The sequence below is a fragment of the Flavobacterium luminosum genome, assembly GCF_023635005.1.
Lineage (GTDB): Bacteria > Bacteroidota > Bacteroidia > Flavobacteriales > Flavobacteriaceae > Flavobacterium > Flavobacterium luminosum.
The window spans coordinates 74,238-98,002 of record NZ_JAMLJM010000011.1; the positions used below are offsets into that span (position 1 = coordinate 74,238).

Below are 23,765 nucleotides of genomic sequence, written 5' to 3' on the forward strand. Positions count from 1 at the left end.
CGTAAAGCAAATATAAAACTATACCCTTGTTCCGCTACTGCCAACGCACTCGGTAAAGTACAGTTGGGGAAATCTCCCATTTCCCCAAACCCCTTAGGGTGCAATTTTTTTTAAAATAATGCCAGACGTTTTTCACTCCGATTGATATTTATCGGTAGGCATTCTTTCAAAAAAAACAGCGTCAATTCCAACCACTCGGAAAGTTATTTTCTGAATGGAAAGTTATGGGCTTACTTGCAATAGTGGAATGGATAAAAAAATAATTTCCTTCTTCTTAAATCTGAATACTAACAATTTATGATAATTAATAACAAATTTTAACATTACAATTTGAGTTTAAAAAAAATACATTAAGAAATAATAATTTTGAACATGTAAAAATCAATACCAAAGCCGTACCAAGCTCACATAATTGAATTTTTAATTTTAAAATTGTATAGATATGGGTAAAATTGGTAGAGGTATTCTTGGAGGGGTATCAGGAAAAGTAGCCAACGTAGTTGGTTCAAGATGGAAAGGAATTGATTACATTAGAGCAAAGCCTCAGAGTGTAGCAAATCCGAGAACATTATTGCAAGTAAATCAAAGAACAAAATTTGCTTTAGTGTTGAGGTTCTTACAACCTAACTTAAATTTCATTAAGATTGGGTATAAAAATTATGCAGTAAAAAAGTCGCAGTTTAATAGTGCGATGTCTTACATTCTGAATAATGCAATTACAGGGGTATCACCTGATTTTGAAATTGACTATTCAATGGCGTTATTATCAAGAGGTAATTTAGCTGGAGCTTTAAACCCTATTTTTGATTTAACCACACCTGGACAAGTTCAATTTAGTTGGGATGATAACTCAGCTGAAGGTAATGCGTTAGCAACTGATAAAGTTATGGTAGTAGCTTTTAACCCTTTAAAAGGCGAAAGCGTTTACTTAACAGAAGGTGCTGCTAGAGCGGATTTATCTCAAACGGTAATTATTCCGAATAGTTATTCAGGTGATGAATTACACATGTTCATTTCTTTTATGAATTTTGAAGAAACACAATTATCAAATAGTATTTACATTGGCTCTGGTACGGCTTCATAAATTTAGTAAATACTTATTTCCAAAACCACCTCTTAAAGGGTGGTTTTTTTATTGTTGTAGCGTTACCGATAATAAGGAGTTTTATTGTAAATTATTTCTTTAATCTGGCTTTCACTTAAATCATACATTTCCCTTTGACTTATTTCTCTTAACTCTAAAGCTCTATCTTTCATATAATGATAATAGGGACTGTAACTACCTACTTTTAGTGTAATATCGATAATTTGGCAGTCATTTTCAAACTCATGTTGGATATTATCAACGTAAAAATAATTAATTGGTATCGAAGCACTGATAAATGGTAAACTTACTGACTCTCCAATTTTTGGTAAATGGGGTAATTTATCAACTCTAAAGAAACAATGATTATTGTAAAACTTAATATTGAATTGGTAAATTTCTTTGTTGAAGCTCAAATTCAATTTCCGCTCATAAGTAAATATTTCAGAGTGCATTTTAAGTAATAGCTTTCTTAATGTATGAGATTTTAAACCTGTAGCTTCTTCGACTTCCTTCATTTTGGGAAGCCTCAAATCTAATTCTTCATTCAAATAGTCTTTAGCAAGAATAAAATCGATAATTAGTTTGTATTCTAATCTATCTTTAAAAAGATGATCTAATTGTTTACCAATGTAGATAAAATCTCTAATTATTTGTTTTACTGATACTTGTGCTTCCATAATTTATATTTTTTATAAAAATAGTAAATAAAAAAACACAATAATTGTGGGGATAATGTGGGGATAAAATGCAAATAAAAAACCCTAACTAATTGATAATCAATCGTTAGGGTTTTAATTCCGCGGAGAAAGAGGGATTCGAACCCCCGGACCTGTTACAGTCAACAGTTTTCAAGACTGCCGCATTCGACCACTCTGCCATTTCTCCAGTAAGACTCGCTTTACTTCCGTATTGCGAGTGCAAATATAGAACGTTTTTTTGTTTCTGCAAGCGTTTAAAGAAGAAAAAAATCAAATTTTTCGCATTTATTTTTTAACTCTTTCATTTTCTTGAAATTAGAAAAGTAAAAAAAATTAATAATTTACATATTCTACTATTTCTAACCCGTAACCAATCATCCCGACGCGCTTTCCTTGGGACGAATTAGAGACTAATCGGATTTTGGTAATGTCTAAATCATGTAATATTTGAGCTCCAATACCGTAATCTTTGCTATCGATTACTACTTTTGGTGCTTTCATTTCACCTTGTTGTTGTAAGGCTTTCAATTCGGTAATGCGATTTAACAAACTCACTGCTTGCATGTCCTGATTAATGAATACGACAGCCCCCTGCCCTTGCTCATTAATTATTTTAAACATATCATCCAATTGCTGGTCCGCATCGTTAGTTAACGTTCCTAACAAATCGTTATTTACTTGAGACGAATGGATTCTCGTTAGCACCGCATCTCCGGAGTTCCAAGTACCTTTGGTTAGGGCAATATGAACTTGTTTGTTGGTGGTTTGCTCGTAAGCTCTCATACGGAAAGTTCCAAAACGGGTTTCTAGATCGAAGTCTTCTTTTTTCACAATCAGACTATCGTGCTGCATTCTGTAAGCTACCAAAGCTTCAATAGAAACCAATTTGAGATCGAATTTTTTGGCCACTTCCACTAATTGTGGTAAACGTGCCATAGAACCGTCCTCGTTCATGATTTCAACAATAACTCCGGCGGGTTTAAAGCCTGCGAGACGTGCGAAATCGATAGCAGCCTCTGTATGCCCCGTACGGCGCAAAACACCGCCTTGTTTGGCAATTAATGGAAAAATATGTCCCGGGCGAGCCAAATCGAAAGGTTTGGTATCAGGATCCACCAAAGCCTGTATGGTTTTAGCTCGGTCTGAAGCGGATATTCCTGTGGTTACTCCGTGTCCTTTTAAATCTACCGAAACGGTAAAAGCCGTTTCCATAGGGTCGGTATTGTTGTTTACCATAGGGTGCAGACTCAATTCTCTGCAACGACTTTCGGTTAAGGGCGCACAAATTAGCCCTCGGCCATGAGTCGCCATGAAATTAATCATCTCTGGGGTAATTTTTTCGGCAGCGGCTAGAAAATCACCTTCATTTTCGCGATCTTCATCATCTACGACGATAATTACTTTCCCTTGACGGATATCTTCTATTGCTTCTTCTATAGTGTTGAGTTGAATGGTAGTAGTAGCCATTATTTATTGTTGTTTGTTGAATTTTAAGAAAAAATTGGAAATTTTTCGGAAAGGTTCCGTAATAAAATCGAAATTGACTCCTCCATTGTCATTAATCGCAACTTTCGTGAGGTAAATGGCCAATGGGGTTAGAATTATGGAAGACAAGCATGCGCCCAAAAACGGAGTAATTCCGGATTCTTGCGAAAACTTTTTACCGAAAGTATTCAGAAAGTGGAAAGAGATAAAGATTAGCATTGCAAAAACAATAGGTAATCCTAGACCACCTTTGCGAATAATCGCACCTAGAGGGGCTCCGATGAAAAACATAAAAATACAGGCATAGGCCACAATGAATTTCTCATAAATAGAGTACCAATGACTGTTGATGTCTTTTTTCTTTGCTCGGAAATTGAGTTCGTTCATTTCTAAATTCTGCTTAGAACTTAGCGCATCACTAGAAGCCACATCCAACACTCTAAACTTATCTTTATTGTTTAAAAAACTAGTTAATTCGGGCGTTTTTGGTTTTTTTGGATTAATAGAATCTACCTGATAATAGTTGGTAACCCCTAATCGTTGGTAGAGGTTATCAGCCACAGAAATGACTTCTTTGTTGTAATCTGTTGTCAGGGAATCTACCGTATATTTTAGATCACTAATTTTCAACATCGAATGGGTATTCGTAATTTCATCATCCTCACCCTCTTTGGCATTTAACTTCGATAAATCGATATTGATATTGTATTTTTTAAAGAAAGCCTTCGCAAAGGGCATTTTCTCTCTATCCTTGTAGTTTTTGGGAGTAATATCTTCATAATAATACCCATCCATGAGTACCAACTGCAGTAAATCTGAATCTTCACTACTAATCAAATGCCCTTTTTTGGATCGGATGACTGTTTTAGCCCCCTCCCCTAGACTTGATTTTTTATGAATAGTAACACCGGTAAGAAATTCTCCTTTATCACCGGACTTTTTATCAACTTTGATATTAATACTTCCTATATCACTAAATTGCCCTTCAGCGATGGCTAAAGCGGGTTTTACTTGTGCAATATTTTTTCGGAAATTGATGAATTTATATTCGGCATAAGGAATGACGTTGTTCGCAAAAAAAAAGGAACAAAGGCTCAACAAGAGTATAAACACTCCCAACGGACGTAAGGTACGCTGAAAGGAAACTCCAGCTGATTTCATGGCGGCAAATTCATAATTCTCAGCCAAATCACCAAAAGTCATAATGGAAGAAAGCAGTACCGTAAGCGGTAAAACCATTGGAATTAGCTTGGGTGAAGCAAACAATAAGAATTTGATCACCATCATCAAATCGAGGTCTTTCCCTGCCAATTCAGAAATAAACAACCAAACGGTTTGGAGTATGAATATAAAAAACAAAATTACAAATACCGAAATAAATGTAATCAAGTACGTTTTTAGTAAGTAACGATCAAGAATTTTCATTCCTCAAAATTAATCCAAATTATTGATGTAATAATTAGGATATTTAGCTTTAACAAAGGTAAAATGATTTTTAGGCAAAGCAACATTAGTTTTAAAAGAATTAACAGTTAATGTTACGCGTGTTCCATTTTTACCAATGGTAATGGTATTGTAAACCGTATTGGTCTTAGTATCTACTCCTACCAAAATTTGTTTACGATCGTCTTTTGAACTGATAGGAATTAATTTTATGTATTGAATTTTTTTACCTTTTACGTTTTGAGCAATGTCCCAAGAATATTTAAAGCCTTTATTAAAGAACGTCAACATTTTTTCAGGAGTGTCGTTATCTTCTTCTCCTTTGCCTACCGAAGCAATGCTTACTTCTTCATCTTCTTTAGAAATCGTATAAATCTTGGCACCATCACACATTTTGCTCACTCCCATAAAGTTCAAGATGTATTGGTTTCCACTCAATGTAACGTTTCCTTTGCTGTCCTGATTGATATTTTCTTTGGCATTCTGCAAATTGTATTTAAAATCAATCTGAATATTTTTATAGGTTTTCACTTTTGCTGATACCTTATCCAACAAAGCTTTTGCTTTTTCTGGAGTTTGTGCCTGCAATGCAAAACCAATTAATAAAAACAAAACACCTACAAACTTTTTACTCATCAATTTCATTTTAACTATTATTTTTTTCATTCATAAAAAACTGTTCTAAAGATGCAAGATCCGGAATATTCACCGCTCTGGCTTTACTTCCTTCAAAAGGACCTACAATTCCTGCAGCTTCCAGCTGATCGATTAATCGTCCTGCTCTATTGTAACCCAACTTCAGTTTGCGTTGAATTAACGAAGCAGAACCTTGCTGTGCGGTGACTATGACTTCCGCTGCTTCTCTGAACAAAGAATCTCTTTCCGAGATATCAATATCAAGATTTATGCCACCGCCGTCTTCACCTACAAATTCTGGCAACATATAAGCAGTTGCATACGCTTTTTGAGCTCCAATAAATTCGGTTATTTTTTCTACTTCCGGAGTATCCACAAAGGCACATTGCACACGTACCAAATCGTTTCCGTTAGAAAACAACATATCCCCACGACCAATTAACTGATCCGCACCTCCAGAATCTAAAATGGTTCTAGAATCGATTTTAGAAGTTACTCTGAAAGCAATTCGTGCCGGGAAATTGGCTTTAATCATACCGGTAATCACATTTACCGAAGGTCTTTGTGTAGCGATAATTAAGTGGATTCCAATGGCTCGGGCTAACTGTGCCAAACGCGCAATAGGTGTTTCTACCTCTTTACCCGCCGTCATAATTAAATCGGCAAACTCATCGACAACCAAAACGATATACGGTAAAAAACGGTGTCCGTTTTCTGGATTTAACTTACGCTGTTTGAATTTTTCATTGTACTCTTTGATGTTTCGCACCATGGCATCTTTCAACAAAGAATAACGATTATCCATTTCGACACAAAGCGAATTTAACGTAGTAATTACTTTCGAATTGTCTGTAATAATGGCATCTTCTGTATCTGGCAGTTTGGCAAGATAGTGTCTTTCAATTTTATTGAAAAGCGTTAATTCTACCTTTTTAGGATCCACCAACACAAACTTCACCTCAGCAGGGTGTTTTTTGTACAACAAAGAGGTCAAAACGGCATTTAACCCTACCGATTTTCCTTGTCCTGTTGCACCCGCCATTAGTAAGTGTGGCATTTTAGCCAAATCGACTACAAACGTTTCATTAGAAATAGTTTTTCCTAAAGCTATAGGCAATTCCATTTCTGCCTCTTGGAATTTCGCCGAAGCAATAACTCCTTTCATAGGAACCATACTTGGGTTTTTGTTAGGCACCTCGATTCCAATAGTCCCTTTTCCTGGCATAGGAGCAATAATACGAATTCCTAAAGCCGAAAGCGACAAGGCGATATCATCTTCCAAACTCTTGATTTTAGAGATACGAATACCCGCTTCTGGAACAATTTCGTATAAGGTTACCGAAGGACCAACAGTCGCTTTGATTTGTGCAATATCTATTTTGTAGTTACGTAAAGTTTCTACAATTCTGTTTTTATTTTCTTCTAACTCCGCTTGATTGATGGTAATCCCGCCCGTACCGTAATCTTTTAATAAATCAATAGTTGGGAATCTGTAATTGGACAATTCTAACGTAGGATCGAATTCTCCGAAATGAGACACCAATTTCGCGGCTAAGTTTTCTTCTATAATATCCTCTTCCTCTACCTGTTGGATTACTAATTCATCCGAATGCAGTTTAGGTTCTTCTCTTTCTTCGGTTTTTTTAGGAATTTCTAAAGTAAGCTCCGATGCAGATCCTATAGTAGGTTTTAAGGCTTCTTTGTTAATTTCGAATTGTGTAGGTACTGTCTTCAGCGTCATTTCGCCAAACTCTTCCTCCTCATCCGTAAAATCTTTTTGATTTGGCATGGTTAACAAAGAATCCGGTTTCCCAGTTACTTCTTCCTCATTCACCGCAAACTCTTCCAAATTGTAAGCCGAAGAAGCGGGAGTACTTGCCATTGGTGTGGCTAAATCTTCTTTTAGTTCGTTCTTTGTTTTCTCAAAAGTAGCTTTGATGGCTTCCGGAGAAATCTTAACTTTAAAGATCAGGTATATCACAAAACTAAAAAGTAAGAGCAATAATGTTCCTGTTTTTCCTATGTAATCTTGAGAAAATAAATTCATCTCGTACCCGATTATTCCTGCTAATTCAGGCAATTGATTTCCAAAGAATCCCAATAAAATGGAAAGAATAATTACGGCAAAAATGTCCCAAAACCAAGTCTTTTTCAGTTTGGAAACTTCCATATCTAAGAGTAAGTAAGCCCCGGTTAGGAACAAAAGCTTTACAAACATAAAGGATGCCACTCCGAAACCTCTGTAAATGAATAAATCTGAAACATAAGCTCCAAACTTACCCAACCAATTTTGCACGGGCGCGGTGCGATCCGTGAAATCATTTAATTCACTCTGATCCCATTTCCCATGAACAAAATAGGACACAAAAGAAACTGCCATAGCTACAGAAAGCAGTATTAGCAGTACTCCAAAAGTAACGCTTTGCTTCTTGTTGGGAACAAAACGCTTCAGGATATTGGTTTCCTCAGGTTCTATAGGAGTTTTAGTCGTTTTCTTAGATTTGGCCATTTAAGTCACAAAGTTTTTAGAAAAATAGATTGTATTATCAATTAAAAAAGTTTAGGAATATAAATTATAGCTCCTACTGCAATGGCAGTTAATGCAGCAAAAAATACTGCTCCGGCCGCTATATCTTTAATAAAACCTATCCGTTCATGATATGCTGGATGCACAAAATCGGCTATTTTTTCAATAGCAGTATTAAGTCCTTCTACACTGAGCACTAAACCGAAAACTAGAATCTGAAACATCCATTCGGTAGCTGAAATTTCAAAGTAAAATCCAACGATGGTCATAATCACCACCAATGAAGACTGGACCATCACACTATGTTCCGTGGTGATGAGTTTTACTGCCCCTCTAAAAGCAAAAACTATACTTTTTAGTCGGCCGGTAAATAAAGTTTCGTCTTTTTTAAACTCCATTTTATAATACTGCCAAGGCAGCTTCGTAATTAGGTTCGTCTACAATATCCGCTACTTGTTCTGTATATTTCACTACACCATTAGCATCTAGAACAATCACTACACGAGAATGAAGACCGGCTAAAGGACCATCAACAATCGTTAATCCATAATCTTTACCGAATGAACCGTCTTTAAAATCAGATAAATTAACCACATTCTCTAACCCTTCTGCCCCGCAAAAACGGTTTTGTGCGAAAGGTAAATCACGAGAAATGCACAATACTTTGGTATTTTCTAGCGCACTTACTTTCTCGTTAAATTTTCGAACGGAAGCCGCACAAGTACTTGTATCTACACTAGGAAAAATATTTAAAACCAATTGACTTCCTTTGAAATCTGCTAATGTTTTTACTGACAAATCCGTTGCCACTAATGCAAAATCTTTAGCTTGTGAACCTATTTCTGGTAAATTTCCAACAGTTTGTACCGGATTACCTTTTAATGCAATTTGAGCCATAACAGACAATTTTAAATGAAGCCCAAAAGTAAATAAAAAAATCGATTATTTATTTGGAAGTTTAAATTGTTTTATCGTAATATTGCAATATAATAATTTTAAAATATGGGAGCATCAAAAACAGACTTTTTTACAACAGAGCAGAACGAAGTAGCCTCTTTGTTTAAAGCCTTATCTCACCCCGCTAGAATAGCCATTATAGAATATTTACTTAAAGTAGATACTTGCATTTGTGGTGACATAGTTAATGAATTACCACTAGCTCAACCAACAGTATCACAGCATTTGAAAGAGCTAAAAAATGCAAATATCATTAAAGGAAATATTGAAGGAACCGCCATTTGCTACTGTTTAAATTTGGATACGCTGAAGAAAATAGAACATTATTTCGGTACCATTACCTCCCATTTATCCTCTAAATGTTGTTAATAAATACATACGATTATCATGAAACTATCAGAAATTAAATCCGCTCTACAAAACTTATCGACTATTTCTTTCCAATTACCTAATGGTGAATTGGTTGCTTCACACTTTCATGTGACTGAAGTTGGAATAATACACAAACACTTTGTCGATTGTGGAGGAACCGTTCGTAAGGAAGAAGTGGTGAATTTTCAATTATGGGAAGCTAACGATTACGATCACCGATTGCATCCAGAAAAATTGATTCATATTATTGAACTTTCAGAAAAAACCTTAGGAATTCCAGATCTTGAAATTGAAGTAGAATACCAAATGCAAAATACGATTGGTAAATTTGGTTTAGAATTTGACGGTGTTCACTTTTTGTTGACTAACAAACTAACCGACTGTTTGGCCAAAGACCAATGCGGTATTCCTGAACTCCAAGCTCAGCCTACAGTAGGTCAATGGAAGCCTAAAACGAGTTGTTGTACCCCAAACTCTGGTTGTTGTTAAAAATTAGCTCCTATGAATAAAAAAACACATTGGGAAAACGTTTTCGCCACCAAACAGGAAACTGAAGTCAGTTGGTACCAAAGAAAGCCATTGGCATCACTACAATTTTTCAGGGATAATGCCATTGATAAAGACGCTAAAATCATTGATGTGGGAGGTGGCGACAGTTATTTAATTGACCATTTACTCGATATGGGCTATACGAACTTGTATTTGTTAGACATTTCAGAAAATGCCATCAACCGTATCCGAAAAAGATTAGGTCCTAAAGCTGAAAAAGTTACTTTTATAGTGTCGGACATCTTAGATTTTAAACCTGAAGAAACTTTTGATGTTTGGCATGACCGTGCTAGTTTTCATTTTCTGACCTCAGCAGAAGACATTGTACGATATGAGCAGATTGTTCATCAAGCGGTAAGTGAAAATGGTTATTTGTTCATAGGAACGTTTTCAGAAAACGGTCCTTTAAAGTGTAGTGGTCTTGAAATTACGCAATACTCCGAAATGAAATTGCAAAACGTTTTCAAGGAACATTTTGAAACTATACAGTGCTTTACAGAAGATCATCAGACTCCTTTTGGCACCACTCAAAATTTTATTTTTTGTACTTTCAAAAATAAACCATGAATCCTAGACTCTTAAAAACCATCGATGCATTGCCTCGAACTATTTCATCAGAAAGGCAGGCGATTTTGGAGCCTTTAATCAAGTACATTCAGGCTAAAAAAGACAACCAGCAATCTATCAAACTGAATTTTATTTGTACCCACAATTCCAGAAGAAGCCATTTGGCACAAATTTGGGCACAAACGATGGCTTTTTATTTCAAAATTCCCAAAACAGAATGTTATTCGGGAGGTACCGAAACGACTGCTTTATTTCCTAAAATTATAACAACACTGGAAGATCAAGGATTTACCGTTACCCTTTTGAAAGAAGGGAGCAATCCTACTTACGCCATCCAATATGATGACAAAGAACCAGCGATTGTTGGCTTTTCAAAAGTTTTTGACGATGCTTTTAATCCTGCTACTGAATTTGCAGCGATTATGACTTGTTCCTCAGCCGATGAAGGTTGTCCTTTTGTGGGTGGTGCCGAATTGCGATTACCTATTCGCTACGAGGATCCTAAAAAATTTGATTCCACAAAACTTATGACCGAAAAATACACAGAACGAAGTCTTGAAATCGCTGCGGAAATGTACTTTGTTTTTTCTAAAATTCAATAAATATGCCAGCAAACAAACGACTTAATTTTATAGATCGAAATCTAACCTTATGGATACTTACTGCCATGCTACTAGGAGTCGGTGTTGGTTATTTTATTCCTTCTGTCCCAAAATATTTTAATACTTTATCATCAGGAACCACCAATATTCCGTTGGCTATAGGATTAATTCTTATGATGTATCCTCCATTGACCAAAGTAGATTTTTCGAAAATACCACAAGTGTTTCGTAACGTGAAGTTAATATCAACGTCATTATTCATTACATGGATTTTTGGTCCTTTTGTGATGTTCCTTTTGGCGATAACCTTTCTTAGAGATTATCCGGAATATATGACGGGCTTAATCATTATTGGTTTAGCGCCTTGTATTGCCATGGTAATTGTGTGGAATGAATTAGCAGAAGGAAACCGTGAATTAACGGCGGGATTGGTAGGTATTAATAGTTTACTGCAAGTGCTATTCTTTAGTTTATATGCCTATTTTTATTTAGAAATCATGATGCCTTTGTTTGGAATAGATGGTTTAAAAATTAACATCACTGTACTAGAAATTGCTAAAACTGTAGGGATTTATCTTGGTATTCCATTTTTAGGCGCTGTTTTAAGTCGATATTTCCTTATCAAATACAAAGGAAGTACTTGGTTTCATCAGAAATTTATTCCGTTCATCTCCCCTATTACTTTGATAGCACTACTTTTTACCATTGTGGTAATGTTCAGTTTGAAAGGTGATGTAATTGTAGCGATTCCTTTAGATGTGGTACGCGTGGCTATACCGTTAGTCCTTTTCTTTCTCATTATGTTTTTTACGATGTTTTTTACTGCCAAAAAACTTGGTGCTAATTATAGAGACACTGTTGCACTTTCCTTTACTGCTTCAGGTAATAATTTTGAGTTGGCTATTGCGGTTGCTATAGGAGTTTTTGGCATCAACAGCGGGGAAGCATTTGCCGGAGTAATTGGTCCTTTAGTAGAAGTTCCTATTTTAATCACCTTGGTTAAAGTAGCGCTATGGCTTCGAGAAAAGTATTTTTAAACGGTTAGATTTTCCTTAAAAAATTATTCCAAAACAAGAAAAAGAGCATTAAATCAATTCTCGATACATTTTTGCTTCATTTCATTGCACAAAAACACTCGAATAGACGGTATCAATAATTGTACTAGAAGGATTACTGTTAGCGATTTGACTTATTAAAATATCAAAAAGGCTGGTTTTTCAACAACCAGCCTTTTGTTTTATTCTTTTATCACTTTAAATGTCTGCCATTGTTGACCTACATTTTCAAAGGTTAGCAAATAAATACCTTGCTCGAAAGTACTCATATCGATAGCATGCGTTGTTTGTACTCCATCCGATTCTAACACTTTTAATTGTTGTCCCGACAATGCAGTTATCGTTAGTGTTTTGAAACTGATATTTTCGAGATTTAAAAAATCTTTAACCGGATTTGGATATACCATAACATCTTGAGCTACCGGTTCTGGTATTGACAGTGTAGAAGTCACCGTAAAATTATAAGGAGACTGATAATTGGAACTCGTTGGCGTTAGACTAGTTAGTTTTAGAAAATACGTCCCAGGAGTTACACTTCGAGAAAAATTCAACGTAGATCCGGTCTTGTTTTCTATAGCACCAACAGCAGTTCCGGAACTATTTAAGATAGCACCCGTCATGGAACTGGTTACAATACCATTCACCAATACATTTAGAGTGACATTATCTGAAACCGTGAATTTATAAAAATCCTGATCCGCTTGATTGGCTATTTCTTGGATAGTGGTATAACCATTGTATATCTTATTGGTGCTGATTTCATAAGCCAATTCTTTTACATTGGGCTCATCCAAACCTTGCATCAATTGATAATATTCACCGGGTAATTCTGTATGATTTTCAATAATATCGTAACTGGAATTGAAATAAAAAATTTTCATGGGATAGGTTAATCCTGTCAAATACTGCCCCATTTTAGATGATGGTTCTTCTACAACACCATCGGTAGTAATATTACTTCCGAAAAAGTTAGTGATTCTTCCAATTACAGAAGAATAATCGATAAAGTGGTCAATAGTTTTCTGATTTAAGCCTGTAATAAGATCACCTACAATACCGTTACAATTCACATCTACATTATAAAAATCCGGGGTATACGAATTATCATTCATATTCGAACTATCTTGTTTTTCTGTACCGCCAAACAAAAATTTTCCTTTTTCTCCACTATAATAATAGGTCGATTTTAGATCTCTTACCGCTTCCGATTGTCGATCTACGCTGGTAAAAACAGCTATAGGATTATCACTAGCATTACTCCCTCCGTGAGGTGTTCCCGCTGTTAGCAACTTTGCCACATGATGCTTGCCATCGGCTTGCCAGTTGGATGCATTTTGAAGATATTCTCTAGAGGCCAATCCTCCCATACTATGCCCTACCAAGATTACTTTATCCTTTCCGGTAATCTGTAAAACTCTTTCGATTGCTTTTTTTAGCGCTTTACCTTGCTTTACTATAGCGGATTGATTGCTTAACACATTGGTTCCAAAAGAACCGTCAGTTTTTACATCGAAATTTACATAATAGTAGTCTCCATTTACGATAGTTCCAGTAAAGGCAATGATATCAGCACCAGCAGTTGGATAAAAATTAGTATTGGCTTTGGAATTATTCGCATCTCCATTGAGGCAAAAATCAAATCGTCCTCCAAAAGTATAGCCGTATTGACTATCAAAATAATCGGTCGTTGCATTCCAAGTTTCAGAATTGGAATTCAAACCATGAATAAAAATGATGGGATACGGTAATTTACTTTCAAATACAGCCTTGCTTTCCGGTAGAATTTTAACGGATTTTAAAGGTATAATTGAATCATTTCTGTAGGCAAACGTCTCGAAATTTTGAGGTCTTGTTTTTAACGAAAATTCCTGACTGAAAACAGAAAAACTGATAAAAATCGTAACCAAAACATAGAAAGTATTTTTCCCCATAAAAAATGCTTAAAGAAATTTAGGCTACGAAAATATATTATTTTATTCAACTATACTGATTTTGTGATATAAAAATCATTTTTTTGACTATATATCAAAAAAAGACCTCTAGAAGAAGTCTTTCATTGGCGTACATCGTTGATGTATTATTTATCTATAGAACCCAATACTCTTTTCATAAAAGTATTTAAGGCTTCTTTTTTATCAGTACCTTCCTTAACCATTTTGTGTACTTCTAGAGCTCCATATAGGTTAGAAATTAACTCCCCAATAACATCCAATTCTTCATCTTTTAATGAAGGAACTTCTGTTAAAGCTTCTAACACTTCAATGGTTTCTACAATATAATCTTGATCGTTTTCTTCTATAAATTGGGTCAAATGCTTAATAACAGGTAATTTCATCTGGTTTGCTTTTATCGTTAGTACTTAAAATTGAAGTTGTAGTGAAACAGTATTCTTGCCTCAAAACAAAAACAAATCGATTATTAAATTACTTCTGCTACTAATTCTGCCAATACTTCTGCTTTATTGGTTTGCGTTTGATTAACCAATTGTCCATTTTTAAACGTCGCAAAAGTGGGTAAATTGTCTACTTTAGCCATTTTTCTTGACTCTGGAAATTTTTCTGCATCAACAATCAAAAAAGGAATAGATTCGTTTTCTGAGGCTAATTTTTTGAATTTTGGTTTCATAATACGGCAGTTTCCACACCATGAAGCAGCATACTGTACTACAACGGTTTCGTTATTTGCTACAATTTCGGCTAAATTATCTTGTTCTATTTCTTGAAACATAATTGTTTTGTTTTAAAATTTCAAGTTCCAGGTTTTAAATTCAACCTGAAACTTGAAACAATTATTTTTTAGTGAGAAGCTAAGTATTCAGCAGTACTGTTTCTATCTGCTTTCATTGCATCTTTTCCTTCTTCCCAGTTTGCAGGACAAACTTCTCCTTTAGTTTGAACGTGAGTATACGCATCGATTAAACGTAAATATTCATTTACATTTCTTCCTAATGGCATATCGTTTACGCTCTCGTGGAAAATTTTACCAGTTTCATCTACTAAATAAGTAGCACGGTAAGTTACGTTAGAACCAGCCAATAAAATTTCGTTAGTTTCTTCGTCATATACTTCCTCTGCATCTAAAATACCTAATGCTTTAGACAAATTGCGAGTAGTATCAGCTAACAATGGGTAAGTAACACCTTCGATTCCTCCATTGTCTTTTGCAGTATTTAACCATGCAAAATGAACTTCGTTAGTATCACAAGAAGCTCCAATTACAATAGTATTTCTCTTTTCGAATTCTGATAAAGCTGCTTGGAATGCGTGTAATTCTGTTGGACAAACAAAAGTAAAATCTTTTGGATACCAGAAAAGTAATACTTTTTTGTTGTTTTTTGTAGCCTCATCTAGAATGTTAATAGATAAGTTATCTCCCATTTCAGAGATTGCATCAACAGTAATGTTAGGGAATTTTTTTCCTACTAAAGCCATTTTTTTATGATTTTAAATGATTATTAATTTTTACACTACAAATTTATATAATATTTGCGGTACCTAACATCAGGTCTAATTATTATTTTTTATTCTACAATAACCTTTCCTTATACCGCTATTTCTTCAACAATATACGATATATTCATTTGGTTTTATATATTTGTTAACCAAAAAATAACCAACCCATCAAAAACTATGTCTTTTTTACAATTATTTAGAAAAAAACCATTAACAAAAATAGTACAACAAGGCGGTGACGGAGAACATTCAGGGCTGAATAAAGTACTCACCGTTAAAGATTTAACCTTTTTTGGTATTGCAGCCATTATTGGAGGTGGAACCTTTTCAGCCATTGGAAATGCTTGTTTCACAGGAGGCCCTGGAGTAATCTTACTCTATATTATGTGTGCCGTTGCTTGTGGATTTACTGCCATGTGCTATGCCGAATTTGCCTCTAGAGTGCCTGTTTCCGGAAGTGCTTATACTTATGCCTACGTTTCTTTTGGAGAATTGTTTGCTTGGATCATCGGTTGGGCCTTATTGATGGAATATTCAATTGGTAACATTTATATTGCCTTTTCTTGGAGTGGCTATTTTACCAATTTACTAGAAACTTTTGGCATCCATTTGCCTGAATGGTTAACTATAAACTATAAATCGGCTCATGCTGCATTTATGGATAATAAAGTTGGAGAAGGATTAACTGCATGGCAAAATGCACCGGAACTAGCAGGTTTAAAAATCATTTTTGATTTACCGGCTGTAGCTATTAATGTACTTATTACTTATTTGATTTATAGGGGTACCAAGGAATCTAAAAACCTAAGCAATGCCATGGTATATGTGAAATTGGCTATTATTCTTTTGGTAATCATTGTGGGGGCTTTCTACATCGACATCGACAATTGGACTCCTTTCATGCCTAATGGATTTGGTGGAGTTATGGCAGGTGTTTCAGCAGTATTTTTTGCTTACATTGGTTTTGATGCGGTTTCTACATTGGCCGAGGAGAGTAAAAATCCGCAACGTGACTTACCGCGTGGAATGATTTATTCACTAGCAATTTGTACTCTTGTTTATATTGTTTTAGCACTAGTTTTAACCGGAATGGTGAAATATGATTTATTGGGTGTTAGTGATCCTTTAGCTGAAATTTTTGCCTTAAAAGGAGTAAAATGGATGTTGTTCATAGTTTCTATTGCTGCTGTGGTAGCCATGACTAGTGTTATGTTGGTATTTCAAATGGGACAACCTCGTATTTGGATGACGATGAGTCGTGATGGTTTAATGCCAAAAAAATTCTCTGAAATTCACCCTAAACACAAAACGCCTGGTTTTGCTACTATTGTGACTGGAATCGTAGTAGGTTTACCTATTTTCTTTACCGATGAAAACTTCGTATTAGATTTTACCAGTATCGGTACTCTATTTGCTTTCGTATTAGTTTGTGGTGGTGTTTTGATGTTATCACCTCAAAGCGAAGAAGAATTAAAAGACCGTGCCACTAGAGGAAAATTCAGAATACCGTATATCAATTCTAAATGGATCTTCCCTGCCCTTGTTTTGTTGGCTATCGTTTTAGTGAATTACTACGTTCCTGAATTCTTTGCTGAAACTTTTAATTTGTCTGAAGCTACATTTGCTACTAATTTACCAATGCTTGCTTTCTTTGTATTAACCTTAATAATGGTGGTGTTAGCATTTGTAAAAAACTTATCCTTAATTCCGTTACTAGGATTGATTTCCTGCTGTTACTTACTAACAGGTATGGCGGTTTCTAACTGGAAATGGTTTGGAATTTGGTTGATTATTGGTTTGGTTATTTATTTTGCCTACGGTTTTAGAAAAAGTAAATTAAATGTTGCTAAATAATTCAATGTACCCATAAAAAAAGAGGTTGTTTTAGAAACAGCCTCTTTTTTTTTAATTACGTTTAAAACCTGTTCGAATTAATTCTTTAGGAAAAACAATCAAACTCTCGTGTCCATTTTTTGAAACCGAAGCCAATCCGAAGAAATAATTATCAATTGAAAATTCTTTTAAATCATAAGAATCTACATCTCCTAGAAATCTTGAATTTTCCCATTGTGGCGAAGTCGTTAGTCTCCAATATAATTTGTATCCCACAATTGAATCATCATCAGGTTTAGTCCATCTAAATCTCACATTAGGCTCAACCGCCCCTCCTATTTGGAGTTTTTCTGGCTCTTTAGGCGCATGTCCTAAAGCGGCTAAGGTAATTGCATTCACAGCGGTTAACTTTTTAGCATAATCAAAATTTACACCACTGATTACATCACCATATTCAATTCCGTTTTCTTTTCGTATGTTCTGATGTTGTCTATTGTAATTTTCATGAGCTTCCATGATACGTACACCGGCAAAACCTAAATCATTGAAGGGTCTGTGGTGACCACCTCTTCCAAATCGATCCAAACGGTATACCATCATAGGATTTAATTCAGGTAAATACAAAGTCGTTAATTTATGAATATATCGAGCCAATTGTCTTGAATTCCCATCGACTTCCCCGCCAAAAAATCTTCTGTTATTTCGTTCTTTTTCGGTTTCAGTAATTGGAGTCGGTTCAGAAAAAATTCTGAAGGTTCTGTTATCGATGGTTCCGTCTACGCCTTCTATATTTCCAATCATATCATTGTTGAGTACACCGATAATTTCCCAATTATTTTTGGCCGCATATTGGGCAAAACCTTTTCCTCCAAACAAGCCTTGCTCTTCTCCAGAAAGACCCAAATAAACAATACTGTTCTCAAATTGATATTTAGACAATACTCTTGCAGCTTCGATAGTACCTGCCATACCGGAAGCATTGTCATTTGCACCGGGAGCATCATTGGTATAATCAATAGGATCTGAATTTCTACTATCTATGTCTCCAGACATGATGATGTAACGATTCGGATATTTAGTTCCTTTTTGAATGGCTACTACATTTACAATCCATGAATCTTTAGGCACTCGTTCTCCAACATTCGTGGTCACAAAATATTTTTGATAAAACACGTCTAGACAATTCTGACATTCTTTATCTATTTTATCAAATTCATTTTTAATCCATCTTCTAGCTGCACCAATACCTCTTTTATTGGAAATTGTATCGCTAAATGTGTTTCGGGTTCCAAAATTAACGAGTGTTTTGATATCGTTTTCAATACGCTTTGAGGAAATTTCCGAAACAATTTTAAAAAGCTTTTCATCGGTCTGAGCCCACAGAGAGGTACTCAGCATTAAAAGTAAAAAAGTTGTTTTTTTCATGATAATCAGGGGATTTTAATTAAAAACCTGCAACAGTATCGATTTGCATTTCTAAACCTGTTACCGGATGCATAAAGATAATTGATTTTGCATGCAAATGCAACCTATTGGCTTTCAAACCATACAAATCATCTCCAACGATAGGAGCATTAAGACCTAGAGGATGAGAAGCGTGTACTCTTAATTGATGTGTTCTACCGGTAAGAGGATAAAAATGAACCCGTGTTTTTCCATTTTCAATTGCAATGACTTCCCAACTAGTAAAGGCCGGTTTCCCGTATTCGTAACAAACCAATTGTCTTGGTCTATCCTCTAAATCAACCCGAAGCGGCAAATCAATCGTTCCTTTTTTCTCTAGAAGAACACCATCCAACAAAGCTTCATAGCATTTTTTTACCGTACGCTTAATAAACTGACTTTGTAACTGAACATATACCTCTTCCGATTTGGCAATCAACATAATCCCTGAAGTAGACATATCCAATCGATGAACAATTAAAGGTCCTGTAGCTTCAGGATATTTTTCTTTGACTCTATGATAAACAGAATCTGCGATGCTTTTACCCGGAACAGATAAGAATTCTTCCGGTTTATTAATCACTGCCAAAAATTCATCTTCAAAAAGAATTTCAATGTCCTTTCCTTCGGCAGGATTTTCTAAAAAAGGGTTTTCATCCATAGCAATTCCTTCCAGCATATGCCCCAATAGAATGGGTTCACATTTACTTTTACATGCCGGATAAAATTGCCCGTGCTTTCGAACTTCAGATTTAGGTGATTGTCCCCACCAAAATTCTGCCATCGCGATAGGTTTCAAATTATTTTCGAAAGCGTAATGCAGTAACTTAGGCGCCGCACATTCTCCTGCTCCAGCGGGTGGATTGTTATCGAATATCTCGCCTAAACTTTTTCGTTTCCCAAATTGATTCAAAAAAGAATATTCTTTAAACAATAGTTGTTGTAAAGCAGCTGATTTTTGTCTTCTTAATTCTTTTAATGTATTGATTTTATCTTCAAAAAAGTCCAATTCTTTTTGTGCATCTGCCATGATATAATTCCAATAGGTGGTCATTTTTTTTAGCAAAATTCCCTCCTGTTGACTTTGTTCTTTGAGCGAAGCATCGAATTCTTGAAAATCGGTCAACAACAATTCCTCTTGTGCCTTGATTCTCTGTTCTTTTCTTAGTTTTTTATGGTCTTTGATGAGTAATTTATGTCTTTGCAAATCTTCAAAGGCCTTCTGCTCAGTTTGCTTTACTTTCTCGATCGATTGTATGTATTCCGGCGAAAACTCTAAGGCTTCGATCTCCTTATTAATTCTATTAATTTCTTCTTCCTCTTTCTTAAAAAAACCATGATCCGTTAACATATCGAAAACGGTTGGAACAAAATATGACCAATGATTTTTTTCGGCTAATTTACCGGAGAAAGCCCATAGATAGCCTAATTCTCCGTTTTGATTCTGACAAACTAAGACTCCAAACATTTTACCTATAACCAATCCTTCTTGGTTGGCTTTGAGTCCGAAATTATGTTGCCATTCATTTTGGTTTTGCAAATAATCCTGAAGTTCCTTTGCTGCAATCTTACACAACAAATGAGGCTCATAATAAAACGGAAAAGTAAAATTCTCAGGTAATGTAATTCCTGAAATATCTGACTTGAAAAACTGAAATAATGTAGGTTGCATGGTGCAAAGATACGTCTTTATCTCTCATCAATATTCGTATCAGGAAGCGCTAAAAAAACTTTATAAACAAAAAATGTTACCACTTTTTAAAATGTGGTAACATGAAAAGTTCTACTGCTAAAATTGCCTATTGTTGGTAAAAATTAGCTACAATCGTTTTAATTTCTTTATCTAGTTCAGGATTAGAAATTCTTAAATGTTCACTATCGAAGTTTTCATTGAAATTAGGTAATGAAAAAGTAGCTTTGATTTGTGCTCCATAACGAGGAAAAGCGTTTTTGGCAATTTCTAAAACAGTAGTGCCGCCTCTTCTACCGGGAGAGGTGGACATTAAAAACATGTCCTTTTGCTGAAAAACATCTTTCATTTGTCGGGAAGCCCAATCGAATAAATTTTTAAAAGCCACCGAATAATTACCATTATTCTCCGCCATAGAGACCACCAATAAATCTGCAGAAGCTATTTTTTCTAAAAAATCTGTCGCTAATTTAGGTTGTCCGATTTCTTTTTCTAAATCAACACTAAAAAGAGGAAGTGCGTAATCATTCAAATCTAAAACTTCAACCAAACCGTTTTCAAATAAAGAAGAAGCATAAGTAGCTAATTTTTTATTGATTGAATTTTTACTGTTACTTCCTCCAAATGCTATTATTTTCATATTCTTTTTAATTTCTAAATATCTTAAATCCTTCTAGCGTAATGATTAAAGTTAGGAATTTTTTATAACACAACATCGATTCGTTGAATAATAGATTATTCATAAAAAAAGGTGAAATATCGAAATTCCACCTTTTAAATATTGTCAGTTATAATTCATTTACACATTAAAACAGAAATGGATCACATCACCATCCTGAACAATATATTCTTTTCCTTCTACTCTTAATTTACCAAGTTCTTTTACTATAGCTTCTGAACCACACTTCGAATAATATTCAAAAGCAATCATTTCTGCACGAATAAAACGTTTATCCCCCAACCTAAGGCCATATATTGATAGGTGGTATCTTTTGAGTGGGTATGCTCAAATTTGAGTTGGGAGGTCCAATCGTGATAATTCGTTTTTAATCGGCAAAACGATATCGGCATGCTCGCCTTTTGTTAGAATGTAGATGAAAATTTCTTATTGATTTAAACCGAATCTTCATTTACAGAAACAAAAGATAGCAACATTATAATTATCTAACAGGTCACTAATGTCAGAATTAAAATTGCCATATTTTTAGCAATTTTTGATGAATTTCATAATTACTTATTTCATCAAATAAAAAGTTGCATATTCAAATCCCTCTAAACGAAGTAATTTTCTAAAATCGGCACGAGATGGTGTTAGAAGCACGTGAATCGTATCTTTTTCTTTCATTTCTGCAATAAATGGAATTTTAAGTTCAGATTTTAATTTGGTAAAATCTTTTTTAGTTCCAAGTTGAATATGTTTTGCTCCAATAATTGATAATCTTAAAATACTAGTTTGGTATTTTCCATCCACCTCTTTATTTAAGATTAATGAAGATTTATATTTTTTTGCAATTTCATTTTCGGCAAAAGAAAAAATAGTATCCAAACGTTCTATTTCAAAAGAAATCGTATCACCTCTCATAAAAGTTTTATAGGGCTTGTTTTCGGTTTTATCAAAAACTTGATTGTCTCTAAATTCTAAATCCGCAATCGAATCCAATTCAGACTTTAAAGACCTGATAATTTCAATTTCTTTAATATATGCGCACTTTGGTTCCACAATTAGACGATGTGAATAATCCAATGTATACGTTCGAACAAAGTTCTTCGGAAATTCTCTTATCTCATCCACATTCATGGGTTGGGCTTCAGAAAAAAAAATAAAACTATTATTTAATCCCTGGTCTTTACAGGAAACCATAGACAAGGTAAATGAGATTAGAATAAAATATTTTTTCATGACCGTTTGTTTTCATTTGCAAACACAAATGTTATACCAAAAAACCGCTGGAGAAAGTTCCAACGGTTTTATCTGTAATCTTTGTTCAATTATAGATATTCTCTTAAATTACACATTAAAACGGAAATGCATCACATCGCCATCCTGAACAATATACTCTTTTCCTTCCACTCTTAATTTCCCGGCTTCTTTTACTTTAGCTTCAGAACCATACTTCGAATAATCTTCAAAAGCAATCACCTCCGCACGAATAAACCCTTTTTCAAAATCGGTATGAATAACACCCGCGGCTTTTGGCGCCGTATCACCAACAGTAATAGTCCAAGCTCTTACTTCTTTAACACCTGCAGTGAAATACGTTTGAAGATTCAATAATTTGTAGGCAGCACGAATCAACACAGATGATCCTGGCTCTTTTAAACCTAAATCCTCTAAAAACATTTGACGCTCTTCATACGTTTCCAATTCAGTAATATCAGCCTCTGTACCAACAGCTAATACAATAACTTCTGCATTTTCATATTTCACTAGTTCACGTACCTGATCTACATAACTATTTCCAGTTGCAGCTGAAGTTTCATCAACATTACAAACATATAAAACAGGTTTAGCAGTAATCAACTGAAAACTCTCCATTAAAACTTCTTCATCTTGATTTAGGAGTTCAACAGTTCGAGCGGATTTAGCCTGTAATAAAGCGTCTTTAATTCGATTTAATAATGCTTGTTCTACTTGTGCTTCTTTATTACCTGTTTTCGCAGCACGATTTACCTTTTCTAAACGTTTATCTATCGTTTCTAAATCCTTCAATTGTAATTCAATATCAATTGTTTCTTTATCTCGAATTGGATTTACATTTCCATCAACATGCACGATATTGTCATTATCAAAACAACGCAAAACATGTATAATAGCATTACACTCACGTATATTTCCAAGAAATTGGTTTCCTAAACCTTCCCCCTTACTAGCACCTTTTACCAAACCAGCAATATCAACAATATCTACGGTTGCCATCTGCACACGCTCAGGTTTAACTAATTCCTCCAGACGATTAATTCTAGGATCCGGAACATTCACTACACCAATATTAGGCTCAATTGTACAAAACGGAAAGTTAGCACTTTGCGCCTTTGCATTTGATAAACAATTGAATAAAGTTGATTTTCCGACGTTAGGTAACCCTACAATTCCTGCTTTCATTTATTTTAATTTTAAAAGTGTGCAAATATAGGTTTTTTATGATTGAATTACTAATACTATAAAGCACTTTAGCTTCACTATATTAGTCTTTGAAACAAAATTCAGGGTTGATTAAAAACAAAAAACCCTTCATCTGTTGATGAAGGGTTTTTTAAAAGAAAGGCAGTGACATACTCTCCCACAAAATGCAGTACCATCTGCGCTGGCGGGCTTAACTTCTCTGTTCGAAATGGGAAGAGGTGAGCCCCGCCGCAATAACCACCTTA

The 23,765-nt window shown here is 34.9% G+C and carries 23 protein-coding genes, 1 tRNA gene, 1 rRNA gene and 1 pseudogene; 7 read left to right on the top strand and 19 right to left on the bottom strand.

The window, feature by feature from the left end:
• Nucleotides 1–442: 442 nt before the first annotated feature.
• Nucleotides 443–1,084, top strand: a complete 642-nt coding sequence (locus NAT50_RS11810) for a DUF6266 family protein (RefSeq protein ID WP_250593431.1) — start codon at nt 443–445, stop codon at nt 1,082–1,084.
• A gap of 62 nt (nt 1,085–1,146) precedes the next feature.
• On the opposite strand, the gene NAT50_RS11815 is transcribed toward NAT50_RS11810, so the two are convergent.
• From NAT50_RS11815 to tpx, 8 genes are all read right to left on the bottom strand, one after another.
• The gene (locus NAT50_RS11815; protein ID WP_250593432.1) at nt 1,147–1,764 is read right to left on the bottom strand and encodes a hypothetical protein; all 618 of its coding nucleotides are present in this window, start codon (nt 1,762–1,764) and stop codon (nt 1,147–1,149) included.
• Nucleotides 1,765–1,887: 123 nt separating this feature from the next.
• Nucleotides 1,888–1,972: transfer RNA gene (locus tag NAT50_RS11820), tRNA-Ser, on the bottom strand.
• 146 nt (nt 1,973–2,118) lie between these two features.
• On the bottom strand, nt 2,119–3,252 hold the full coding sequence (gene ribB / locus NAT50_RS11825) for a 3,4-dihydroxy-2-butanone-4-phosphate synthase (protein WP_250593433.1): 1,134 nt from the start codon (nt 3,250–3,252) through the stop codon (nt 2,119–2,121).
• Nucleotides 3,253–3,255: 3 nt separating this feature from the next.
• Nucleotides 3,256–4,695, bottom strand: coding sequence for an LptF/LptG family permease (locus tag NAT50_RS11830; RefSeq protein WP_250593434.1), 1,440 nt, complete (start codon nt 4,693–4,695; stop codon nt 3,256–3,258).
• Nucleotides 4,696–4,704: 9 nt separating this feature from the next.
• On the bottom strand, nt 4,705–5,349 hold the full coding sequence (locus NAT50_RS11835; protein WP_317236683.1) for a LolA family protein: 645 nt from the start codon (nt 5,347–5,349) through the stop codon (nt 4,705–4,707).
• Between the two features lie 10 nt (nt 5,350–5,359).
• Nucleotides 5,360–7,858, bottom strand: coding sequence for a DNA translocase FtsK (locus NAT50_RS11840; protein WP_250593436.1), 2,499 nt, complete (start codon nt 7,856–7,858; stop codon nt 5,360–5,362).
• A gap of 41 nt (nt 7,859–7,899) precedes the next feature.
• Complete coding sequence (locus NAT50_RS11845; protein WP_250593437.1) at nt 7,900–8,274, bottom strand: diacylglycerol kinase; 375 nt, start codon at nt 8,272–8,274, stop codon at nt 7,900–7,902.
• A gap of 1 nt (nt 8,275) precedes the next feature.
• Nucleotides 8,276–8,773: a thiol peroxidase gene (gene tpx / locus NAT50_RS11850; protein WP_250593438.1), complete on the bottom strand. Its 498-nt coding sequence runs from the start codon at nt 8,771–8,773 to the stop codon at nt 8,276–8,278.
• Nucleotides 8,774–8,878: 105 nt separating this feature from the next.
• On the opposite strand from tpx, the gene NAT50_RS11855 reads away from it, so the two are divergent.
• The 5 genes from NAT50_RS11855 to arsB are packed head-to-tail and all read left to right on the top strand — an operon-like array spanning nt 8,879 to nt 11,960.
• Nucleotides 8,879–9,202, top strand: coding sequence for an ArsR/SmtB family transcription factor (locus NAT50_RS11855; protein WP_250593439.1), 324 nt, complete (start codon nt 8,879–8,881; stop codon nt 9,200–9,202).
• A gap of 18 nt (nt 9,203–9,220) precedes the next feature.
• Nucleotides 9,221–9,694 carry a DUF6428 family protein gene (locus NAT50_RS11860; protein WP_250593440.1) on the top strand — a complete coding sequence of 158 codons (474 nt, stop codon included), beginning with the start codon at nt 9,221–9,223 and terminating at the stop codon, nt 9,692–9,694.
• A gap of 12 nt (nt 9,695–9,706) precedes the next feature.
• Nucleotides 9,707–10,321, top strand: coding sequence for a class I SAM-dependent methyltransferase (locus tag NAT50_RS11865; RefSeq protein WP_250593441.1), 615 nt, complete (start codon nt 9,707–9,709; stop codon nt 10,319–10,321).
• The gene (locus NAT50_RS11870) at nt 10,318–10,923 is read left to right on the top strand and encodes an arsenate-mycothiol transferase ArsC (protein WP_250593442.1); all 606 of its coding nucleotides are present in this window, start codon (nt 10,318–10,320) and stop codon (nt 10,921–10,923) included. The genes NAT50_RS11865 and NAT50_RS11870 overlap by 4 nt, the downstream gene beginning before the upstream one ends.
• A gap of 2 nt (nt 10,924–10,925) precedes the next feature.
• Nucleotides 10,926–11,960 (top strand): ACR3 family arsenite efflux transporter, encoded by a 1,035-nt coding sequence (arsB, locus tag NAT50_RS11875; RefSeq protein ID WP_250593443.1) that lies wholly within the window; start codon nt 10,926–10,928, stop codon nt 11,958–11,960.
• A gap of 200 nt (nt 11,961–12,160) precedes the next feature.
• Here the strand turns inward: arsB and NAT50_RS11880 are convergent, their stop codons facing one another.
• The 4 genes from NAT50_RS11880 to NAT50_RS11895 form a co-directional block, all read right to left on the bottom strand.
• The gene (locus NAT50_RS11880) at nt 12,161–13,909 is read right to left on the bottom strand and encodes an alpha/beta fold hydrolase (protein WP_250593444.1); all 1,749 of its coding nucleotides are present in this window, start codon (nt 13,907–13,909) and stop codon (nt 12,161–12,163) included.
• Nucleotides 13,910–14,055: 146 nt separating this feature from the next.
• The gene (locus tag NAT50_RS11885; RefSeq protein WP_250593445.1) at nt 14,056–14,313 is read right to left on the bottom strand and encodes a DUF6952 family protein; all 258 of its coding nucleotides are present in this window, start codon (nt 14,311–14,313) and stop codon (nt 14,056–14,058) included.
• Between the two features lie 83 nt (nt 14,314–14,396).
• A complete protein-coding gene (locus NAT50_RS11890) occupies nt 14,397–14,705 on the bottom strand; it encodes a thioredoxin family protein (RefSeq protein ID WP_250593446.1) in 309 nt (102 codons plus the stop codon).
• A gap of 68 nt (nt 14,706–14,773) precedes the next feature.
• On the bottom strand, nt 14,774–15,409 hold the full coding sequence (locus tag NAT50_RS11895; protein ID WP_250593447.1) for a peroxiredoxin: 636 nt from the start codon (nt 15,407–15,409) through the stop codon (nt 14,774–14,776).
• Between the two features lie 198 nt (nt 15,410–15,607).
• On the opposite strand from NAT50_RS11895, the gene NAT50_RS11900 reads away from it, so the two are divergent.
• The gene (locus NAT50_RS11900; protein ID WP_250593448.1) at nt 15,608–17,284 is read left to right on the top strand and encodes an amino acid permease; all 1,677 of its coding nucleotides are present in this window, start codon (nt 15,608–15,610) and stop codon (nt 17,282–17,284) included.
• Between the two features lie 51 nt (nt 17,285–17,335).
• Here NAT50_RS11900 and NAT50_RS11905 read toward each other — a convergent pair whose 3' ends face one another.
• From NAT50_RS11905 to rrf, 7 genes and pseudogenes are all read right to left on the bottom strand, one after another.
• On the bottom strand, nt 17,336–18,688 hold the full coding sequence (locus NAT50_RS11905) for a M28 family peptidase (RefSeq protein WP_250593449.1): 1,353 nt from the start codon (nt 18,686–18,688) through the stop codon (nt 17,336–17,338).
• Between the two features lie 19 nt (nt 18,689–18,707).
• Nucleotides 18,708–20,378, bottom strand: coding sequence for an RluA family pseudouridine synthase (locus NAT50_RS11910; protein WP_250593450.1), 1,671 nt, complete (start codon nt 20,376–20,378; stop codon nt 18,708–18,710).
• Nucleotides 20,379–20,505: 127 nt separating this feature from the next.
• A complete protein-coding gene (locus NAT50_RS11915; RefSeq protein ID WP_250593451.1) occupies nt 20,506–21,036 on the bottom strand; it encodes an NADPH-dependent FMN reductase in 531 nt (176 codons plus the stop codon).
• A gap of 159 nt (nt 21,037–21,195) precedes the next feature.
• Nucleotides 21,196–21,351, bottom strand: a pseudogene (locus tag NAT50_RS11920) (DUF933 domain-containing protein); the annotation flags it as partial.
• A 279-nt stretch (nt 21,352–21,630) separates the two neighbouring features.
• On the bottom strand, nt 21,631–22,296 hold the full coding sequence (locus NAT50_RS11925) for a hypothetical protein (protein WP_250593452.1): 666 nt from the start codon (nt 22,294–22,296) through the stop codon (nt 21,631–21,633).
• A gap of 108 nt (nt 22,297–22,404) precedes the next feature.
• Entirely contained in the window at nt 22,405–23,499 is a 1,095-nt protein-coding gene (ychF, locus tag NAT50_RS11930; RefSeq protein WP_250593453.1) for a redox-regulated ATPase YchF, read from the bottom strand.
• 157 nt (nt 23,500–23,656) lie between these two features.
• Nucleotides 23,657–23,765, bottom strand: a 5S ribosomal RNA gene (gene rrf / locus NAT50_RS11935).